Origin of the sequence: Klebsiella sp. P1927 (assembly GCF_018204675.1) — a bacterium.
Lineage (GTDB): Bacteria > Pseudomonadota > Gammaproteobacteria > Enterobacterales > Enterobacteriaceae > Klebsiella > Klebsiella pneumoniae.
In genome coordinates this window covers 2,032,735-2,050,026 of the sequence record NZ_CP073377.1, presented here as the reverse complement: position 1 = coordinate 2,050,026, position 17,292 = coordinate 2,032,735, and the positions used below count along the sequence as shown (strand labels likewise).

General features: G+C 61.3%; 17 protein-coding genes and 2 pseudogenes. 12 read left to right on the top strand and 7 right to left on the bottom strand.

What is annotated here, in order from left to right:
• Positions 1-99 precede the first annotated feature (99 nt).
• From KB892_RS10345 to KB892_RS10330, 4 genes and pseudogenes are all read right to left on the bottom strand, one after another.
• The gene (locus KB892_RS10345) at positions 100-1,089 is read right to left on the bottom strand and encodes an isopenicillin N synthase family dioxygenase (protein ID WP_004200157.1); all 990 of its coding nucleotides are present in this window, start codon (positions 1,087-1,089) and stop codon (positions 100-102) included.
• 20 nt (positions 1,090-1,109) lie between these two features.
• A pseudogene (locus KB892_RS10340) lies at positions 1,110-2,527 on the bottom strand (amidohydrolase family protein).
• A gap of 11 nt (positions 2,528-2,538) precedes the next feature.
• Positions 2,539-3,528, bottom strand: a complete 990-nt coding sequence (locus KB892_RS10335) for an ABC transporter substrate-binding protein (protein ID WP_004175804.1) — start codon at positions 3,526-3,528, stop codon at positions 2,539-2,541.
• Between the two features lie 294 nt (positions 3,529-3,822).
• Positions 3,823-4,722 (bottom strand): LysR family transcriptional regulator, encoded by a 900-nt coding sequence (locus tag KB892_RS10330; RefSeq protein ID WP_002908057.1) that lies wholly within the window; start codon positions 4,720-4,722, stop codon positions 3,823-3,825.
• Positions 4,723-4,929: 207 nt separating this feature from the next.
• On the opposite strand from KB892_RS10330, the gene KB892_RS10325 reads away from it, so the two are divergent.
• From KB892_RS10325 to KB892_RS10290, 8 genes are read left to right on the top strand one after another with little or no spacing between them, the layout of a single operon-like run.
• A complete protein-coding gene (locus KB892_RS10325) occupies positions 4,930-5,898 on the top strand; it encodes a PDR/VanB family oxidoreductase (RefSeq protein WP_014343144.1) in 969 nt (322 codons plus the stop codon).
• An 11-nt stretch (positions 5,899-5,909) separates the two neighbouring features.
• Positions 5,910-7,193, top strand: coding sequence for an amidohydrolase family protein (locus tag KB892_RS10320; protein WP_004200159.1), 1,284 nt, complete (start codon positions 5,910-5,912; stop codon positions 7,191-7,193).
• A complete protein-coding gene (locus tag KB892_RS10315; RefSeq protein ID WP_002908128.1) occupies positions 7,183-7,662 on the top strand; it encodes a RidA family protein in 480 nt (159 codons plus the stop codon). The genes KB892_RS10320 and KB892_RS10315 overlap by 11 nt, the downstream gene beginning before the upstream one ends.
• The gene (locus tag KB892_RS10310; protein ID WP_004151186.1) at positions 7,659-8,540 is read left to right on the top strand and encodes a creatininase family protein; all 882 of its coding nucleotides are present in this window, start codon (positions 7,659-7,661) and stop codon (positions 8,538-8,540) included. The genes KB892_RS10315 and KB892_RS10310 overlap by 4 nt, the downstream gene beginning before the upstream one ends.
• A complete protein-coding gene (locus tag KB892_RS10305; RefSeq protein WP_004200161.1) occupies positions 8,540-9,523 on the top strand; it encodes an ABC transporter substrate-binding protein in 984 nt (327 codons plus the stop codon). Before KB892_RS10310 ends, KB892_RS10305 begins: the two co-directional genes overlap by 1 nt.
• Positions 9,520-10,350, top strand: coding sequence for an ABC transporter ATP-binding protein (locus tag KB892_RS10300; protein ID WP_004180245.1), 831 nt, complete (start codon positions 9,520-9,522; stop codon positions 10,348-10,350). Before KB892_RS10305 ends, KB892_RS10300 begins: the two co-directional genes overlap by 4 nt.
• 1 nt (position 10,351) lies before the next feature.
• Complete coding sequence (locus KB892_RS10295; protein WP_002908134.1) at positions 10,352-11,167, top strand: ABC transporter permease; 816 nt, start codon at positions 10,352-10,354, stop codon at positions 11,165-11,167.
• A gap of 26 nt (positions 11,168-11,193) precedes the next feature.
• A complete protein-coding gene (locus KB892_RS10290; protein WP_014343145.1) occupies positions 11,194-12,615 on the top strand; it encodes an FAD-binding oxidoreductase in 1,422 nt (473 codons plus the stop codon).
• 54 nt (positions 12,616-12,669) lie between these two features.
• Here KB892_RS10290 and KB892_RS10285 read toward each other — a convergent pair.
• Positions 12,670-13,157 (bottom strand): annotated as a pseudogene (locus KB892_RS10285) (chromate transporter); the annotation flags it as partial.
• Between KB892_RS10285 and KB892_RS10280 the strand changes: the two are divergent.
• Positions 13,063-13,341, top strand: coding sequence for a hypothetical protein (locus KB892_RS10280; protein ID WP_025987676.1), 279 nt, complete (start codon positions 13,063-13,065; stop codon positions 13,339-13,341). The pseudogene KB892_RS10285 and the gene KB892_RS10280 sit on opposite strands and share 95 nt — an antisense overlap.
• Positions 13,342-13,506: 165 nt before the next feature.
• Here the strand turns inward: KB892_RS10280 and KB892_RS10275 are convergent, their stop codons facing one another.
• Positions 13,507-14,415: a DUF535 family protein gene (locus KB892_RS10275; RefSeq protein ID WP_004200167.1), complete on the bottom strand. Its 909-nt coding sequence runs from the start codon at positions 14,413-14,415 to the stop codon at positions 13,507-13,509.
• Between the two features lie 289 nt (positions 14,416-14,704).
• Between KB892_RS10275 and KB892_RS10270 the strand changes: the two genes are divergently transcribed.
• Positions 14,705-14,845, top strand: a complete 141-nt coding sequence (locus KB892_RS10270) for a hypothetical protein (RefSeq protein ID WP_002908189.1) — start codon at positions 14,705-14,707, stop codon at positions 14,843-14,845.
• A 44-nt stretch (positions 14,846-14,889) separates the two neighbouring features.
• On the opposite strand, the gene KB892_RS10265 is transcribed toward KB892_RS10270, so the two are convergent.
• A complete protein-coding gene (locus KB892_RS10265) occupies positions 14,890-15,780 on the bottom strand; it encodes a LysR family transcriptional regulator (RefSeq protein ID WP_004189584.1) in 891 nt (296 codons plus the stop codon).
• Positions 15,781-15,920: 140 nt separating this feature from the next.
• Here KB892_RS10265 and KB892_RS10260 point away from each other — a divergent pair, with 140 nt between their 5' ends.
• Positions 15,921-16,628 (top strand): CoA transferase subunit A, encoded by a 708-nt coding sequence (locus tag KB892_RS10260; RefSeq protein WP_004175762.1) that lies wholly within the window; start codon positions 15,921-15,923, stop codon positions 16,626-16,628.
• Position 16,629: 1 nt separating this feature from the next.
• The gene (locus KB892_RS10255) at positions 16,630-17,286 is read left to right on the top strand and encodes a CoA transferase subunit B (RefSeq protein WP_002908192.1); all 657 of its coding nucleotides are present in this window, start codon (positions 16,630-16,632) and stop codon (positions 17,284-17,286) included.
• Positions 17,287-17,292 lie beyond the last annotated feature (6 nt).

Below are 17,292 nucleotides of genomic sequence, written 5' to 3'. Positions count from 1 at the left end.
ACCAGGGAACTTAACACGGTAGCTGAAAAGCTCAGCGCCGGATATCCTGCCGCCCGGCCAGCGAAAGCCGGCGGCAGGTATACCTCTCAAGGCAGCATCTTACCCTTTGGCAAAATTGGCCTGGATCCGCTGCTGCAGATAATCCTCGGCGCTGATGGGCGGGTACTTCCTCTGCGGCCCGAGGATCTCGACATCTTTATTGGCCTGGCAAAAAAACGCCAGGCTGTAGCGCGGCCCCTGATATTCATGGGGCAGCGGGTTTCTCACCCGGTGGAAGTTAGACGGCAGCTGGTCGTCGCTCCAGCGCATCAGCATATCGCCGATATTGCAGGTGATCACCTCCTCCCGCGGCTCAATGCTGGTCCACTGCTGGCTTTCGCGGTCTTTACCGGGACAAACCTGCAGGCCGCCCTGGCCGGGGCGCTGGAACAGCAGCGTCAGACAGTCAAAATCGGTGTGCGCGCCGGCCCGCCACATCCCCTGCTGCGACTGCTCGGTCGCATAGTAATGCAGCATGCGCAAGGTGCTCTGGTAGGTGTCACGCTGCGGATCGTGCGCGGTGGTGAAAAACGATTCCGGAAAACCAAGCTTCAAAGCAAAGCAGGAGAGGATCTTCATCCCCAGCTGCCAGCACTGCGATTCAAACCCGAGCATCGTCTGCTTGAATGCTGGAAACTCCCGATCGCTGGGCCAGCGCCCGGCCATCAGCGGCCGGGTGATCTGATACGACTCTTTTTGATCCGGCGTGCGGGTCGATGGCCGGACCTGCGCTTTGCTCTCCCAGCCGGCGTTGCCGGCCAGCGGATACTGGCGCTTCACCTCGTCGGGCAGGTCGAAAAACGCCTCGGTCATGCTGAACGCCTGGCGGATATCCGCCAGCGGAATACCGTGATGGCTGACCTGGAAGAAGCCAATCTCCACCGCCGCCTCCCACAGTTGTTCGGCAATGTCATTTTTTCTTGTGGCAAAGTTCGACAGGTCGATACAGCGCACTTCGCGGGCGAAGGTCTCTTCGCCCTGGGCGCCCATCAGCGCCTCTTTTTCCAGTTCCTGTAAGGCGTAGCGTTGATTCTGGGTGGTCGAGGTCATCGTCATTATCCTGTTATCAGTTACACAGCGGCGCGCTGTTGGAGGGTACGGACGGCCGCCAGCGCGTCGTGACGCATCGCGTCAAGGTCGAGACCGGGAATGGCGTCGTCTTCCACGATGGGGCGGCCATTGAGCAGTAGCGCCTTCAGCGCGGCGCGCCCACCGCAGGCCACCGGCCCAATGGCCATATCGTGCAGGCCGAAGTAGCGCGGATCGTCCAGCCGGTAAATGGCAAGGTCCGCCTGCATCCCGACCTGCAGGGTGCCGCTCTGCGCTAAGCCGAGGATCTGCGCCCCGCCGGCGCTGCCCCAGCGCACCACATCCTCCACCGTGGCCGCATCGGCCCCCCCTCGAAGGCGCCCCCGGCGTAGCGCGGCTGCGCCAGCATCCCCTTGCGCGCGCGCTGTAGCAGCCATGCGGCATGGGCTTCGCTTTGCATATCCGCCGCTTCATTGGAGGCAGCGCCGTCCACCCCCAGCGAGACCGGGACCCCGGCCTGCTCCAGCGCCAGCAGATCGGCGATGCCGCTGCCCAGCCGGCCGTTGCTTTGCGGGCAGTGGGCGATGCCGGTTCCGGTGCGGCCCAGCAGGGCAATCTCCTCCGGCAGCAGCTTCACCAGATGGGCAAACCACACGTCATTTCCCAGCCAGTCGTGTTCCGCGCAGAATTGAACCGGCGTCATGGCGAATTTCTGCCGCGCGGCGTCGAGATAATCGACGGTTTCCGATAAATGGCTGTGCAACCGGATCCCCAGCTGGCGGGCCAGCTTCGCCATCTCCCGCAGCTGGGCGCCCGGCGCGGAGTGCAGGACGGTAGTGGGCGCCATCACCACCCGGCGCAGAGAATCGGGCCGGGGGTCGTGATAGCGGCTGACCAGCCGTTCGATATCCGCCATATAGCCGTCGAAGGTTTCCGGACGCAGCGCCACCGGCAGATCCTGCTCCACCGCCCGGCCCTGGGTCGCCCCACCCCGGCACAGAACGATGCGCATCCCCAGCGCTTCCCCTTCGCTGAAGACAATCTCCGAGGTATCGAAAGGCATATCCGGCCAGTACAGGTAGTTGTGATCCGCCACGCTGGCGCAGCTCGAGCGCAGAAGCTCCACCAGGCCGATGCGCACCGCCAGACGAAAGGTATGTTCATCGAAAGCCGCGCGAAAGCGGTACGGCGTAGCGCTCAGCCAGGCCGTCAGGCTCTGGTTCAGCCCCTGCGGCTCGCCCTTCAGCAGCGACTGAAAAAGATGGTGGTGCGTGTTCACCCATGCCGGATAGATCACGCAGTCGCGGGCATCGATCTGTCGCTCTTCCGGCAGCGGCGTCAGGCTGCCGATGGCGGCAATCTTGCCGTCGCGGATGCGAATATCCGGCCCGGCCAGCCGCGCCGCCTCTCCGGGCAGACCGCTGAGGATGGCATGGGCATTTTTAATCATTAATGACATGGCGTCGCTCCTCAGGGTTTAACCTGCATGGCCTGAACAAATTCGGTGGTGTAGGCCTGTTTCCAGTCGGTGGCCGCCGCCAGCAGACCGGCGCTGACCATAAAGTCGCGGGTCTTCTGCCAGCGCGCGTCGGTCATCGTCCCCCAGCCCTGGCTGGCGGCATCCCCGCCGTCGATCAGGTGATGCTCACGGATCTGGGTCACGCCCCAGGCGAGCAGATCGTCGGTCATTTTCGGGTTGTCCTGCTTAATCAGCGCATTTCCCGGCGCCGGATCCTTGAGATAGCTCACCCAGCCCTCCATTGAGGCGCGGACGAACTTCGCCATCGCCGCTTTACGCTCGGCGATGGTATCCGGGCGGGCGATAAGGATGCCGCCGTAGGGGGGATAGCCGTGTTCGGAAAAGAGGAAGAAGTTCGCCTTCACCCCGGCCTTCTGCACCTGGAACACCTCGGAGCTGACATAGGCCTGCTGGGCGACAGCGTCATCGACGACAAAGGGTTGAATATTGAAGGTATAGGGGCGAACCTGCGCGTCGCTCAGCTGGTATTGCGCCTTCAGCCACGGCCACCACGTCGCCTGACCGGAGCTGGAGACCAGCAGGGTTTTGTCTTTCAGCCCCTGCAGGGAGGTGACATCGGCATGGGTCAGCAGCCCCTGGGGATCGTACTGAAAGGGCGCGGCAATGGCCTTTGCCTGGAAGCCGCGCTGAATGCCTTCCAGCAGCTGCAGGTCGTAACCGATGATCACATCGGCCCGCTTCGACAACAGCAACTGCATGCCGTTGACCTGCGGTCCACCGGAGCGGATCTCGACGTCGAGACCATATTTTTTGTACAGCCCGGTGGCCTGAGCCTGATAATAACCCCCCTGCTCCGCCTGGGCGTACCAGGAGGTCAGCAGAACGATTTTCTCCTCGGCCTGAACGGCCAGCGAGACACCGCCGAGGGCCATCAGGCCCAGCCAGCGTATGCCCCGGGGAAGGCGTGCGCCTGTTTTCATATCCCTCTCCTCTTTACGCCGGGAGGGGGAGCGAGCGAATGTGGCTCAGCCTCCCATCCCGGTCAACATTGAACCGCGACATGGTGACTGAGCAATGTCCCGTATGGATAACCCGTACTGACCGCTTCTACTCACACTCAGCTATACAAAAACAATGCCAGATTTAAACGCCTGCGAGCGGCCGCGAGAAATCGCCTGCGCCGCCGCCCTTGGGCATGCAACCTTTGATTCACGCACACCAAAAACGCACCATAATGGTGCGTTAATGAATGATTTTAGTGCCTGCCTGGTCGCTCACAGCTGACTGAAGAGCATCTCCAGCTGGTTCAACATCATCGAGGCGGCAAGGGAAAGCTGGCGGGCGGGCGAGACGCACAGCGCCAGGGTGAAAGGCTTAAGCTGCGGATCGGTTAGCGGCACAAACGCCAGCTGGCCGGACTCAATCTCATCGAGAATATCCAGCCGGCACAGGATGCCGATGCCCATCTGCTCTTTGATCAGGGTGCGGATCATGTGAATGTTATTCGATACCGCCACCTCCTTTACCTCGTTGCCGCTGATGTTCACCAGCGCCTCCACCGGCTCGCTGATCATCAATGGGGCGGACGGCAGGATAAAGGGGTAGTCGAGGCACTGACTAAAGCGCACCGCGCTGCGGCTGGCCAGCGGATGGCCGGTGGGCACCACAATCCCCATATTCATCTCGGCAAACGCCCGGACCTGCAGTTCACGAGAGGTCTGGGGATTGAGCATGATCCCGAAATCCGCCTCGCCGGAGATCAGCGCCTGCTGGATGTGGATATTGTTGATGGTGGTCAATGTAAAAGAGATGTTGGGATAATGTTTATGCACCTCTTTGAGCATCGTCGAAAAGAAATGCCGGTTAATGGCATCGATGGTGGCGATGCGCACATGCCCCCGCCGCAACCCGCGCAGATCGTCCAGCTGCTCGCAGACCCGGGTAAAGTCCTTTTTCCAGTTATTGGCCGCGTGCAGGAGCAGCTCCCCGGCGGCGGTCAGCCTCAGCCCGGTGGGATGGCGCTCGAAGAGCGGCATCGCCAGTTCCTGTTCCACGCGCAAAATCTGACGATCGATGGAAGACGCCGACACATGCAGCGCCTCTGACGCTTTACGAAACGATCCCTGACGGGCCACTTCAGTGAAATAGAGCAGAAATCGGGAGAAGGCAAACATGGTTTGGGTGCTCTCTTTTTTGCAACGGGTTGTGCGAATCAAAGCTCTGGACGCAACAGTTTTATCACAATACCGTAGCATTCATAGCGGAGAAACGATCGTTTCACCCATTTTCTTGCACGCCGGACAGTTCACCGCGAAGGGGAGTTATCTCTTCGCCGCCCCTGGCCGCCCTGCAGACAGCGGAATGAGGGAGAGTAAACGGTAATGCACAGCCACGATCTTATTTCGGTCTCGGTCGGGGAAATACGCCCCAACGGAGAGGGAAATCTATCATTAATATTGCAGGCGGCGGCCGGGGAAATATTACCGACCTACTCTGCCGGGGCGCATATCGATATTATTATCCCCGGCATTGGCCCCCGGCAGTATTCCCTGTGCGGCATGCCTGACCGCGGCAATGGCTATGAAGTTTGCATCAGGCTGACTGACACCTCCACCGGCGGCTCACGCTATTTGCACCAGCAGCTCAAAGCCGGCGATCGGCTCGCCATTTCGCCTCCGCGCAACCATTTTCCCCTGCCGGAGGCCGGGCGCTACCTGCTGTTTGCCGGCGGTATCGGCATCACGCCGTTGCTGGCGATGGCCGAAGCGATTGCCGCCAGAAAGGGGGGGCTGGAGCTGCATTATTATGTCGCCAGCGCGCGCCAGACGGCCTTCTCCCCGCGCCTGACCCAGCTGGCTGCGGGCGGCACGGTGGCGATCCACTGTAGCGAGGAAGGCGCGTCGTTTCGCCAGCGGATCCCCGCCTGCTTAACCACGCCCGATCCTGATACCGCAGTGGTCGCCTGCGGCCCGGAGGGTTTTATTCAGCGACTGCAGTCGGTCATGGAGGAATATCGCTGGTCGCCGTCGCAATTCGTTTTCGAGCGTTTTACTCCCGCGACGGAAAATAATACTGCAGCGAAAAATGCGTTTTATATTGAGCTGGCCTCCAGCGGGCAGCGCCTGCAGGTCGCCGCGGATCAAACCATTGCTCAGGTATTACAGCACGCCGGGGTGGAGGTAATGCTCTCCTGCGAACAGGGAATGTGCGGGTCGTGTATTACCGGGGTCCTCGACGGGATCCCCGAACACCGGGACAGCGTGCTGACGGCGGAAGAGAAAGCCGGCAACGACCAGATCACGCTCTGCTGTTCGCGGGCGAAATCGCCGGGTCTGGTTTTGGATCTGTGAGGAGACTGACGATGACGCTCCCCTCCTCTTGTGCGCCGCTCACCGGTATCAGCCGCGCCCGACTCCCGGCCTGGGTGCTGCCCGACGGCTGGCCGACGCAGGCCAACGGTGAACCGCTGCTGGCGGACCTGGCCTTTCGCGACGGCCGGATCGCCGCATTGACCCCAACCGACCAGCCGACTCCCGGCCTGTGGGACCTGGCGGGAGCCCTGACGCTCCCCGGCCTGGTGGAACCCCATGCCCATCTGGACAAGACATTCACCATTGAACGCTGCCGTCCGGCGCAGGCCGGGCTGCTGGCGGCAATCCACGCCATGCACGAGGATCGCCGACACTGGACCAGGGCGGATATTCAACGTCGGGCGTCCGCCGCGCTGGCCCGGGCGGCAGCGAATGGCGTGACCCATTTGCGCAGCCATGTCGACTGGTTTACCGCCGACGCGCCGGACGCCTGGCAGGAGATCGCCCGCCTCGATACCGTCGGCATCACCCTGGAGCGGGTGGCGCTGATCCCGCTGCCCTTGTTTCGCGAGCTGGCGCAAGCGGAGGCCATCGCCCGGACGGTCGCCAACAGCGGAGAGCGCTGCCTGCTGGGCGGCTTCATCCACTCCTCCAACTGGGACGCCGCCGCCATGGAAAATCTGCTGTGCAGCGCAGCCCGCTGGGATCTGGATCTGGATTTGCATATCGATGAGGAGCTCAGCGAAGTGTCTCAGGGGCTGACCTGGCTGGCGGATCATCTCTCCCGCCACCCTTTTCCCGGACATATCTGCTGCAGCCACGGCTGCGCGCTGGCCGCCGGCAGCGACGAACAGGCGGCGCCGATCCTGCGCCAGCTGGCGGCGCACGGCGTCACCCTTATCGCTCTGCCGATGACCAACCTGCTGCTGCAGGATGCGACGTTCGGCCGCACGCCGCGCCAGCGGGGGATCACTCTGCTGCACGAGGCGCAGGCCGCCGGCGTGGCCACCCTGCTCGGCTGCGACAACGTGCAGGATGCCTTCTGCCCGGCGGGGAGCTACGACCCGCTGGACACCCTGGCCTGCGGTCTGTTCGGCGCTCAGCTCAGCGACCTGTTCGACCAGCAGTCGCGGCTGATCTGCGATCGCGCGGCGCTAACCGGTTCGCCGGCAGACGCGGCGCCCTTTGCCGTCGGGGCGGCGGCCAGCGTGGTGATTTTCCCGGGTAGCGACCGTTTTACCTGGCCTTTAAACAGCGCCGCCCGTCTGGTGGTTAACCACGGCAGGTTAACCCACCGACGCGTGTGGCAGGAGGAGATGGCACATGAGTCTTGAAGCAGGCGCCGGGGCGCCGCTGGCGCGGTATGCTGCCTGGCGCAGAGCCGGCGATTTTATCTTTCTCTCTGGCATTATTCCGGTCAATCCCCTGACCGGCACCATCGTCAACGGCTTTCAGGATGTGCCTGAGCCGGTGCGGGAGCTGCTGGGGGCGACCGGCGAATTTTCAACCGATGCGAAACAGGGCCCGATCCTCGCCCAGAGCTGGTACGTCCTGGAGAGCATCCGCCGCACCGTGGCGTCCGCGGGAGGGCAAATGAGCGACGTTATCAAACTGGTGCAGTACTTTCGCAACCTTGACCATTTTCCCTATTACAGCCGGGTCAGGAAGCTGTTTTACCCCGACCAGCCGCCCGTTTCCACCGTGGTGCAGGTCAGCGAAATGCTGCCCGACGCCACGGTACTGATTGAAGTCGAAGCGACCGTCTGGTTACCCCCGTCATTTAACTCCGAGGCACCGCGATGATTAACGGTTACATTCCTGCCGCGCGCTTTCTTCCTTTTCTGAGCTGGACGGACGTGGCCGCCCTGCCGGATAAAAGCAATACGGTTATCGTCCTCCCCACCGGGGCGATCGAACAGCACGGCCCGCATTTGCCCTGCTCGGTGGACAGCGTGATATCTTCCGGCGTGGCGGGCCATGCCCTCGCCAGGCTGCCGGCGACGATCCCGGCCTACGCCATTCCGCCAATCGTCTACGGTAAGTCCGAGGAGCATCTGCATTTTCCCGGCACCCTGACCCTTAGCGGCGATACGCTGCTGCATACCCTGCTGGAGATCGCCGAATCTCTCTATCGGGCCGGTTTTCGCAAGCTGCTGATGATCAACGGCCACGGCGGCCAGCCGCAGATCCTGCAGATCGCCTGCCGGGAAATGCGCCTGCGCCACGGGGATTTCATCGCCATCCCCCACGACGTGTTCAACGTGCCCAACTGCGAAAAACAGTTTCTCAGCCCGCATGAACAGCGGATGGCGATGCACGCCGGGCATAGCGAAACGGCGCTGATGCTGGCGCTGGCGCCGGAGTGCGTCCATATGGAACGGGCCGTCGCTAATTTCCCCCCGGAATTCCCCTGCCCAACCCTGTCGAAAGGCCGTCCGGCGGCGGCGTGGGCGTCGTATGACTTTGGCCCCAGCGGGGTGATTGGCGACCCGACCCCGGCGACGCGGGAGCAAGGCGAAGGGCTTCTCGACTCCCTCGCCGCCAGCTGGGCGCAGGCGATCATCGAGATCCACCGCATGGCCTGGGTCGAACGTCGCGAACCGACCTGGGGCAAACAGCACTGGCACGGCTTTGTGCAGTCCCTACCACCTTCTTTCGCTGCTGAATCCAGGGAGCCCTGATGAATACCAGATTGACGCCCGTTTTTACCCTGCTGACCGTGGCCGCCCTCGCGACCTCAGCCTCCTGCTTCGCGGCGGAGAAGTTTACCTTTCTCACCAACTGGTATGCCCAGGCCGAGCACGGCGGGTTTTACCAGGCCCAGGCCACCGGGCTGTATCAACACGCCGGTCTCGATGTCGAAATTAAAATGGGCGGCCCGCAGATCAACGTCATGCAGCTGATGGCGGCCGGTCAGGCGGATTGCACCCTTGGCGACAACGGCCAGGCGCTGGAGACCTGGCAGGCCGGGGTGCACGCGGTGACCGTCGCCACCGTGTTCCAGCACTCGCCGACGGTGTTTATCACCCATGACAAAGTGGAGAACCCGGCGGAACTTAAAGACAAAACCTTCCTGCTCGCCACCGAGGCCTATACCTCCTTCTGGCCGTGGGCGAAAAGCGAGCTGGGTCTGGCTGGCAGCAAAGTGCGCCCCTATACCTTTAACGTTCAGCCGTTCCTCGCCGATAAAAACCTGGTGCAGCAGGGCTACGTGACCTCGGAGCCGTTTTCCGTCGCCAAAGGCGGACAGCCGTTCTATGTCTATCCGCTCAGCGACTGGGGCTACCCGCCCTACGGCAACTCGATTATCTGTATGGCCGACACCATCCGCAAACGTCCGGCGGCGGTGGCGGCCTTCGTCAAAGCCTCCATGGAAGGCTGGAAAAGCTACCTGCGGGATCCCGCCCCCGGCAACAGCCTGATCGGTAAAGCGAATCCGCAGATGGGCGCCGAGCAGATCGCCTTTGGCATTGCCCAGATGAAGCAGTACCAGCTGGTGACCGGCGGCGATGCTAAGTCCGGCGGCATCGGCATCATCACCGAGCCGCGGCTGAAGAAAACCTGGGACATGCTGGTGAAAAACAAACTGATCGACGCCAGCAAGGTGCCGTTTGAGCAGACTTACACCCTGGAGATGGTCAAAGACGCCGGAGTGATGCCATGAATACCGCCCCGAAACTGACCGTGATGAGCGATACCCGCTTTATACCCGCCGCTGCCACCCCGGCCATCGAGGTGCTGTCGGCGGAGAAAATCTACAGCAACGGCACCCGGGCGCTGCTGCCCGTCAACCTGACCATCAATCAGGGGGAGTTTATTACCCTGCTCGGCCCGTCCGGCTGCGGTAAAAGCACCCTGCTGAAGATGGTCGCCGGCCTGGTGGAGCCCAGCGACGGCAAGCTGATGCTGTGGCGGCGCGACAGTCGGGAAAAGGCCCAGCATCCGCTGTCGTTCGTCTTCCAGGAAGCCACCCTGATGCCGTGGAGCAGCGTGCGCAATAACGTCAGGCTGCCGCTGGATCTGGCCGGCGTGCCGCGGGCGGAGGGAAATACCCGGGTGAGTGAAGTCCTTGAGCTGGTGGGCCTCGGCAAGTTCGCCGACGTCCTGCCGCGCGAACTCTCCGGCGGCATGCAAATGCGCGTCTCCATCGCCCGCGGCCTGGTCACCCGACCAAAGCTGCTGCTGATGGATGAGCCCTTCGGCGCGCTGGATGAAATTACGCGTAACAAACTCGACAGCGACCTGCTGCGTCTCTGGCAGGAGCAAAACCTGACGGTAGTGTTCGTCACCCACTCGATCCACGAAGCGGTGTTTCTCTCCCAGCGGGTGATCATGATGGCGGCCCGTCCCGGACGGGTGGTCGAAGATATCCCCATCCGCGAGCCGTTCCCGCGCAGCGAGGCGTTCCGCGTCAGCCCGGCCTTTTCCCTGTATGCCCGTCAGCTGCAGGACAGTCTGTTGCAGGCCAGCCAGTCCGGTATGGAGTCATAATATGAAAAATACAACCGCAACGCCGTGGATCCAGCATCCGCGTTTTCTCAAAATTCTCTATCCGACCCTCGTCGCGGTGGCGATGGTGCTCCTGTGGCAGGGCGCGGTGAGCTATTTCCGTATCCCGGCCTTTCTGGTGCCGTCGCCGCTGGTGATGCTGGAAAGCCTGTGGACGCATCTCACGCCGCTGCTGCTGGCGCTGCTGTTCACCCTCAAGATCACCCTGATCTCGTTTCTGCTGTCGATTGTCATCGGCGCCGCGGTGGCGTTTATCCTGGTGCAGAACCGCTTTGTGGAAACCGCCCTGTTTCCCTACATCGTGTTTTTGCAGGTGACGCCGATCGTCGCCATCGCCCCGCTGATCATCATCTGGGTGAAGGATGCCACGCTCTCGCTGGTGGTGTGCGCCACCCTGATGGCGGTGTTTCCCATCATCTCCAATACCACTCAGGGACTGCGCAGCGTCTCCCCCGGCCTGCTGAGCTATTTTCGCCTCAATCACGCCAGCCGCTGGCAAACGCTGGTGCGGCTGCGTATCCCCTCGGCGCTGCCCTATTTCTTCGGCGCGCTGCGTATTTCCAGTGGGCTGTCGCTGATTGGCGCGGTGGTGGCGGAGTTTGTCGCCGGGACCGGCGGGACCAATACCGGACTGGCCTATCAGATCCTGCAGGCTGGCTACCAGCTGGATATCCCGCTGATGTTTGCCGCGCTGCTGCTGATCTCTCTCGCCGGTATCGCGCTGTTTGGCGTGATGTCCTGGGTTTCGCGCCGGGCGCTTAGCGCCTGGCATGAAAGCGAAGCCGTGCAATCTCATTAATGTTCTGCTGACGAACAGGAAAAAGAATGATGACTGATGAACAGCGTCAACACGCGATCGCGGTGATCCAGCAGGCACTCCCGGCGCTGGAGTGGACCTTACAGCCGGCGAAGATCAAACGGCTCTCCCGCGATTTTCACTGGTTCAGTCCGCTACTCACCGAGCAACTGGCGGGGAAACAGGCGGACGCGGTGGTTCGCCCGCGCGATGAAGAGGAGCTGCGCCAGCTGGTCTGCGCCTGCGCGCAGCACCAGCTGCCGCTGACCCTGCGCGGCAGCGCCACCGGCAACTACGGACAGCTGGTCCCCCTCGAAGGCGGGCTGCTGGTGGATATGACCGGGCTCAACCAGATCGTCGCCCTCGGCAACGGCACAGTGAGGGCCCAGGCCGGCATTCGCCTGGCGGACATCGAAACCGCCGCCCGCCCGACGGGCTGGGAGCTGCGCTGTATGCCATCGACCTATCGACTGGCGAGCCTGGGCGGTCTCTACGGCGGCGGGTTCGGCGGTATCGGCTCCATCAACTATGGGCCGCTGGCGGCGCCCGGCAATGTGCTCAGCGTCAAAGTGATGACCGTCGAGCCGGTCCCCCGCGTGCTGACCGTCCCGGCTCCCGAAGCGCTGCTGCTGCATCACGCCTACGGCACCAACGGCATTATCCTGGAGGTTGAGCTGGCGCTGGCGCCTGCGCACCAGTGGATTGAACGTCTGGACGTGTTTGACGATTTCGCCGATGCGCTGAACTATGCCAACGCCTGCGTCCGCTCGCCGGGGCTGGTGAAGCGTCAGGTGGCGCTGCTGGCCACGCCGATCGCTGACTATTTTAGCCACCTCAAGGATCGTTACCGCACCGGGCAGCATGCGGTTATCAGCCTGATCGCCGAGGAGAGCGAAGGACTCTGCGCCAGCCTGTTACCGCGCCATCGCGGGAGCAACGCCATCCGGCAGTTCAGCGAGGAGGCCCGGACGCGCAACGGCTCGTTAATGGAATACTGCTGGAACCACACCACCCTGCATGCGCTCAAGGTGGACAATACGCTGACCTATCTGCAGACGGCGTTTGATCCGCTGCGCTATCCGCAGCAAATTTTACAGATGGAGCAGCACTTCGCCGGGGAGGTGATGTCCCATATTGAATTCCTGCGCGATATCGAGGGCAATCTCACCGCCAGCGGTCTGCAGCTGGTGCGCTATACCACGCCCGAACGTCTTAACGCCATCATGCAGATATTTCGCGACAACGACGTCAAGATTAACAACCCCCACGTGCTGCAGGTTGAGGACGGCAAACAGGGCGTGATTCGTCCCGACGTCGTGGCAGTGAAACAGTCTCTCGACCCGGCGGGATTGCTTAACCCCGGCAAGCTGCGCGGCTGGGCGCTGCGCGACCAGCTGGAACTCGACAGCAACCCGCTGACGCGGGCCACCCGCGAAAGCCCCACGACCTGATGGTCCCCGGTCCGGTTGGGCGCTAACGGGTCGCTGGCCCGTTGCCGCCCAACCTCATCCTGCGCCGGACAGTCCCGCCATATGGACGATAAGCCCTACTGCGGCGGCGGCCAACGGCGCGGTAAATCCCACTTTATTATGGGTGGTTTCAATAAACGACCCGCCGGCGTGAATAAAGATAAACGAGGGCAAAAGGTAAACCATGTCACCAGGCACGCCGCCGCGATGCCCCCCAGCAGCACTTCATCAACGCCCAATACCGCTTTGGTGTAACCGCCGACAAACCCGACAAAGGTCACCATCATGATCAACGGTCCGGGGGTCGATTCCCCCAGGGCGAGGACGTCCATCATCTGCCCTGCGGTCAGCCAGCCATAGTGGGTCACCGCCCCCTGGTAAACGTAAGGCAGGACGGCATACGCCCCGCCGAAAGTCATCAGCGCGGCTTTGGTAAAGAACCCGCTCATCTGGGCCAGCGGATGCGCCCAGCCCAGCATTAGCGCCAGGGCGGCCATCGGCACCAGCCACAGCAGTATCCCGGCGCTGGTGCTGTTCGCCCTGATGGAATGGGGCCACCAGCACGTGCTGCATAGCGCGTCGCCTATTGCATTGGTGGACAGCGCCAGCGGCGAGACCGTCCATCCGGGGTTCGTCACCGCCAGCGGCAGCGTGGCGAGCCCCAGCGCGCTACAGATCGTCAAAGCCGGTACCCATGCCGAAACCTGAGGAATGTATTCCTGGCACTGCTTGCCGGACGCGCGGCCTCGCCATTTTCGACCGGCCACAAAAGCCCTGGGATAGGATGAAATCTGGCTGGAAACGCGCCAGTGAAGAAAGGATATCGTCAGGCGGGCAGCAGCCCCCTGCTGCCCGCCTGACGTGTGAGTGGCGTTAATTCACCCGCGCAGGCAAGGTAATTTGCTGCAGGGCGTTCGCCATATTAATCTGAATCAGCTCTTTAAGACCTTCGCGCTTAATAAACTGGCTCCGGTGCTTACTTTTCACCTCTTCAATACTCTTTTTGATCTCTTGCGCCGGCAGTTTATACCAGCCGCGAGCCTGTTTCTCACCGCCCATTTCCAGCCACAGCGATGAATAACTGGCTTTCACCAGATCGCTTTTCACGTGATAATCAGAATCGATGGCGTAGACCGTGGAGATGTTGAAATATCGCAGCAAACCATACAGCACGCTCATGATGATATTTTTCGGCCGCGCGCCATGCAGCTCTTTAGTCAGCACCTTCACTTCGTCATTGGTGATATCTTTCCCGCCCTGGATGCCGCCGATATAAGCGCGGCCATCGTCGGTGCAGGAAAAACAGACGCTATAGACGCGCCGGTCGCCAAGAAACAGCTGCAGCATCAGCTCCCCTTCCTCCTGAAACGGCGAGGCCAGCAGCTTAACGTCAAGCTTATCGCCATTTTTCAAGGGAATAGAAAACATCTCGCGGCCAAAATCCGCGACATTGTAGAGCTGCGGCAGCACATCAGGGTGAAACGTTTTCTCGATGAAATTCAGTGAACCATGGGCAATATCCAGTTTGCGTCGTTTTGACAGCCGTTTATTGAGATACGCTTTAAACGGTTTATCCTCAAAAGGCACCAGTCCTTTGGTCACCGCGGTCAACCGCGCGCACTGATATTTCGCACAAAGTCCTTGATATTCTCTGTATTTACCTCCTGCGAGCGAGAGCTCTCTGCATTTTCGTAAAACTTTTTTATAGCTTATTTTGACCTGACCGATCACTTTATTATGTTTACGCCATTCTTTGATGGCGCCTGCAACAGTATGTTCCATTGATTAAGATCCATAGATTCATCCATAATCGCGGCCATATTAACATAAAAGCGTTTCGTCAACGCTTAATTACTCCTTCGTTGTCCTTTCATTTAATATTTAGGCAGGAAATTATCCTGGCGACGTTATTTGTCGTTAAACTTATTCTGTCAACGATGAATTATGGTAGGTAACGCCCTCCGCTCAGCGACTTAACGCTCTGTGCCTTCGGCGCGAAGCGCGGCTACAACCGCTGGCGGTTATGCCCTATACTTGACCCTGATTCAAAACCAGCAACGATAGGTAACTTATGGAAATTGATCTCGACAACCTGGTCTTCAGCGGCCTGGATGAAGCGGAAGAGCGCAACGCGGAGCGTCTGGAAGAAGCGGACAAAAAAGCCCAGGCGATCGTTGCCGACGACGACTGCGGCGACGCCTGTAAAATCTGATTGTCAAACCGGCCAGCAGGCCGGTTTTTTTTGACGCCCACACCTCAGGTGGGTAAAAACCCTTTCAGCGTATCCAGCAGCGCCTGCGCCGCCTTCGACAGCGGCAGATGTCCGGCATGGATCGCGCCGACGCACTTCTCAATCGGCGGATCGCTGAGCGGGATGCAGACGGCGCCCAACGATGCCATCTGCGTTTTACACAGCGCCGGCACCGCGCTGCCCCCCAGGCCGCTGGCCACCATCCTCCCCACCGTCACCAGCTGATGACTCTCCAGCGCCACATCCAGCTGACGTCCGCTGCGCGCCAGCGCCTCCTCCAGCATCAGGCGTACCGCCGAGGGGCGCTGCAGGGTAATAAAGTCGAGGGTCAACAGCTCCTGCCAGGTGAGCTGCTTTTTCTTCGCCAGCGGGGATTGTTGGGGAACGATCGCCACGAAGCGGTCCACCGCCAGCGGGGTAAACAGCAGGTTGTGGTTGGGCGATGGCTCGAAAGCGATGCCCATCTCCACCCGCCCCTCGCGCACCATCTCGATCACCTGCTCATTAATCACGTCATGCACCGTAACGTTCACCCCGGCATAGCGGTCGCGGAAGGCTTTCAGCGCCTCCGGCAGAACGTTGGCGGCAAACGACGGCATCGCGGCGACCGAAATTTTACCCCGCTGCAGGGTAAAGCTCTGACGCATGGCCTCCTCGACGTTATCCCAGTCGGCCAGCAGCTGACGGGCCATCGGCAGAAAGAGTTCCCCCTCCTGGGTGAGGGTCACTTTGCGGGTGCTGCGCTGCAGCAGCGCGCCGCCCAGCGCCTCCTCCAACCCTTTGATGGTCAGGCTGAGAGCTGGCTGCGACAGATTCAGCCTTTCGCTGGCGTGGGCGAAATTCAGAGTGTGAGCTACCGCTAAAAACGCGCGTAACTGTTTGACACTCATTCTCATTTTTCATCCTGTTAACTAATTGAAAAAAATTAGTTAACAGGAAATTAATTAAAATTCCAAATGAGTGAGTCACAAATTCAAAATTATCAAATCAGTCGCCTGCGCCAATGATAAGGCTATCGCAAGGCAGGAGAGACAAGATGGCAGGACTGGATAAACGCGTCGCCAGTTACGAAGCGGCGCTGGAAGGGTTAACGGACGGCATGACGCTGCTCGCCGGCGGCTTCGGCCTGTGCGGCATTCCCGAGAACTTGATCGCCGAGGTGCAGCGTCGCCAGGTGCAGGGGCTGACGGTGGTCTCCAACAACTGCGGGGTCGACGGTTTCGGTCTCGGCATGCTGCTGGAGTCGCGCCAGGTCAGCAAGGTGGTGGCCTCTTACGTCGGGGAAAACGCGCTGTTTGAACAGCTGGTGCTCAGCGGCGAGCTGGCGGTAGAACTCACCCCGCAGGGAACGCTGGCGGAAAAAATCCGCGCCGGCGGCGCTGGCATCCCCGGCTTTTACACCGCCACCGGGTATGGCACCCCGGTCGCCGAAGGCAAAGAGGTGCGCCAGTTCGACGGCCGACACTACATCCTTGAAGAGGCGATCCGCGGCGATTTCGCGCTGGTCAAAGGCTGGAAAGCCGACTGGTACGGCAACGTGGTCTATCGCCACACCGCGCAGAATTTCAACCCGCTGATGGCCACCGCCGGGCGCATTACGGTGGTGGAGGTGGAAGAGATTGTGCCGCCGGGCGAACTGCCCCCCTCCGCCATCCATACTCCGGGGATCTATGTCGACCGGCTGATCGTCGGGCAATTCGAAAAACGTATTGAACAGCGCACCCTGCGCGCCGGAGGGCACTGAGATGCTGACCCGTGAACAAATGGCGATGCGCGTCGCCCAGGAGCTGCGCGACGGCGACTACGTCAACCTCGGGATCGGTATCCCGACGCTGGTGGCCAACTACATTCCCGCCGGCATTGAAGTGATGCTCCAGTCGGAGAACGGCCTGCTGGGGATGGGCGAATTTCCCGATGAGGAAACCATCGACGCCGACATGATTAACGCCGGTAAACAAACCGTCACCGCGCAAACCGGGGCGGCGATCTTCGATTCCGCCCAGTCGTTCGCCATGATCCGCGGCGGCCACGTCGACCTGACCGTTCTTGGCGCCTTTGAGGTCGACGTCGCGGGCAACATCGCCTCATGGATGATCCCTGGAAAAATGGTCAAGGGGATGGGCGGCGCCATGGACCTGGTGGCCGGCGCGCAGAACATCATCGTGGTGATGACCCACGCCTCAAAAAACGGCGAATCCAAACTGCTGCCGCAGTGCACCCTGCCGCTCACCGGCGTGGGCTGTATTCGCCGGGTACTCACCGACCTGGCCCTGCTGGAGATTGTCGACGGCGCGTTTGTCCTGCGCGAAGTGGCCCCGGGGGTCAGCCCCGACGAGGTGATACGTAAAACGGCGGGACGGCTGATCGTCGCCGACGACGTGCGCGAAATGCGCTTCAGTTAAGGAGAG

Bases quoted from the DNA above. Each gene is read 5' to 3' on its own strand.
- KB892_RS10255 (WP_002908192.1), top strand. From the start codon at position 16,630: ATGCTGACCCGTGAACAAATGGCGATGCGCGTCGCCCAGGAGCTGCGC.
- KB892_RS10315 (WP_002908128.1), top strand. From the start codon at position 7,183: ATGAGTCTTGAAGCAGGCGCCGGGGCGCCGCTGGCGCGGTATGCTGCC.
- KB892_RS10325 (WP_014343144.1), top strand. From the start codon at position 4,930: ATGCACAGCCACGATCTTATTTCGGTCTCGGTCGGGGAAATACGCCCC.
- KB892_RS10305 (WP_004200161.1), top strand. From the start codon at position 8,540: ATGAATACCAGATTGACGCCCGTTTTTACCCTGCTGACCGTGGCCGCC.
- KB892_RS10275 (WP_004200167.1), bottom strand. From the start codon at position 14,415: ATGGAACATACTGTTGCAGGCGCCATCAAAGAATGGCGTAAACATAAT.
- KB892_RS10300 (WP_004180245.1), top strand. From the start codon at position 9,520: ATGAATACCGCCCCGAAACTGACCGTGATGAGCGATACCCGCTTTATA.
- KB892_RS10335 (WP_004175804.1), bottom strand. From the start codon at position 3,528: ATGAAAACAGGCGCACGCCTTCCCCGGGGCATACGCTGGCTGGGCCTG.
- KB892_RS10270 (WP_002908189.1), top strand. From the start codon at position 14,705: ATGGAAATTGATCTCGACAACCTGGTCTTCAGCGGCCTGGATGAAGCG.
- KB892_RS10330 (WP_002908057.1), bottom strand. From the start codon at position 4,722: ATGTTTGCCTTCTCCCGATTTCTGCTCTATTTCACTGAAGTGGCCCGT.
- KB892_RS10295 (WP_002908134.1), top strand. From the start codon at position 10,352: ATGAAAAATACAACCGCAACGCCGTGGATCCAGCATCCGCGTTTTCTC.
- KB892_RS10265 (WP_004189584.1), bottom strand. From the start codon at position 15,780: ATGAGAATGAGTGTCAAACAGTTACGCGCGTTTTTAGCGGTAGCTCAC.
- KB892_RS10260 (WP_004175762.1), top strand. From the start codon at position 15,921: ATGGCAGGACTGGATAAACGCGTCGCCAGTTACGAAGCGGCGCTGGAA.
- KB892_RS10310 (WP_004151186.1), top strand. From the start codon at position 7,659: ATGATTAACGGTTACATTCCTGCCGCGCGCTTTCTTCCTTTTCTGAGC.
- KB892_RS10345 (WP_004200157.1), bottom strand. From the start codon at position 1,089: ATGACCTCGACCACCCAGAATCAACGCTACGCCTTACAGGAACTGGAA.
- KB892_RS10320 (WP_004200159.1), top strand. From the start codon at position 5,910: ATGACGCTCCCCTCCTCTTGTGCGCCGCTCACCGGTATCAGCCGCGCC.
- KB892_RS10290 (WP_014343145.1), top strand. From the start codon at position 11,194: ATGATGACTGATGAACAGCGTCAACACGCGATCGCGGTGATCCAGCAG.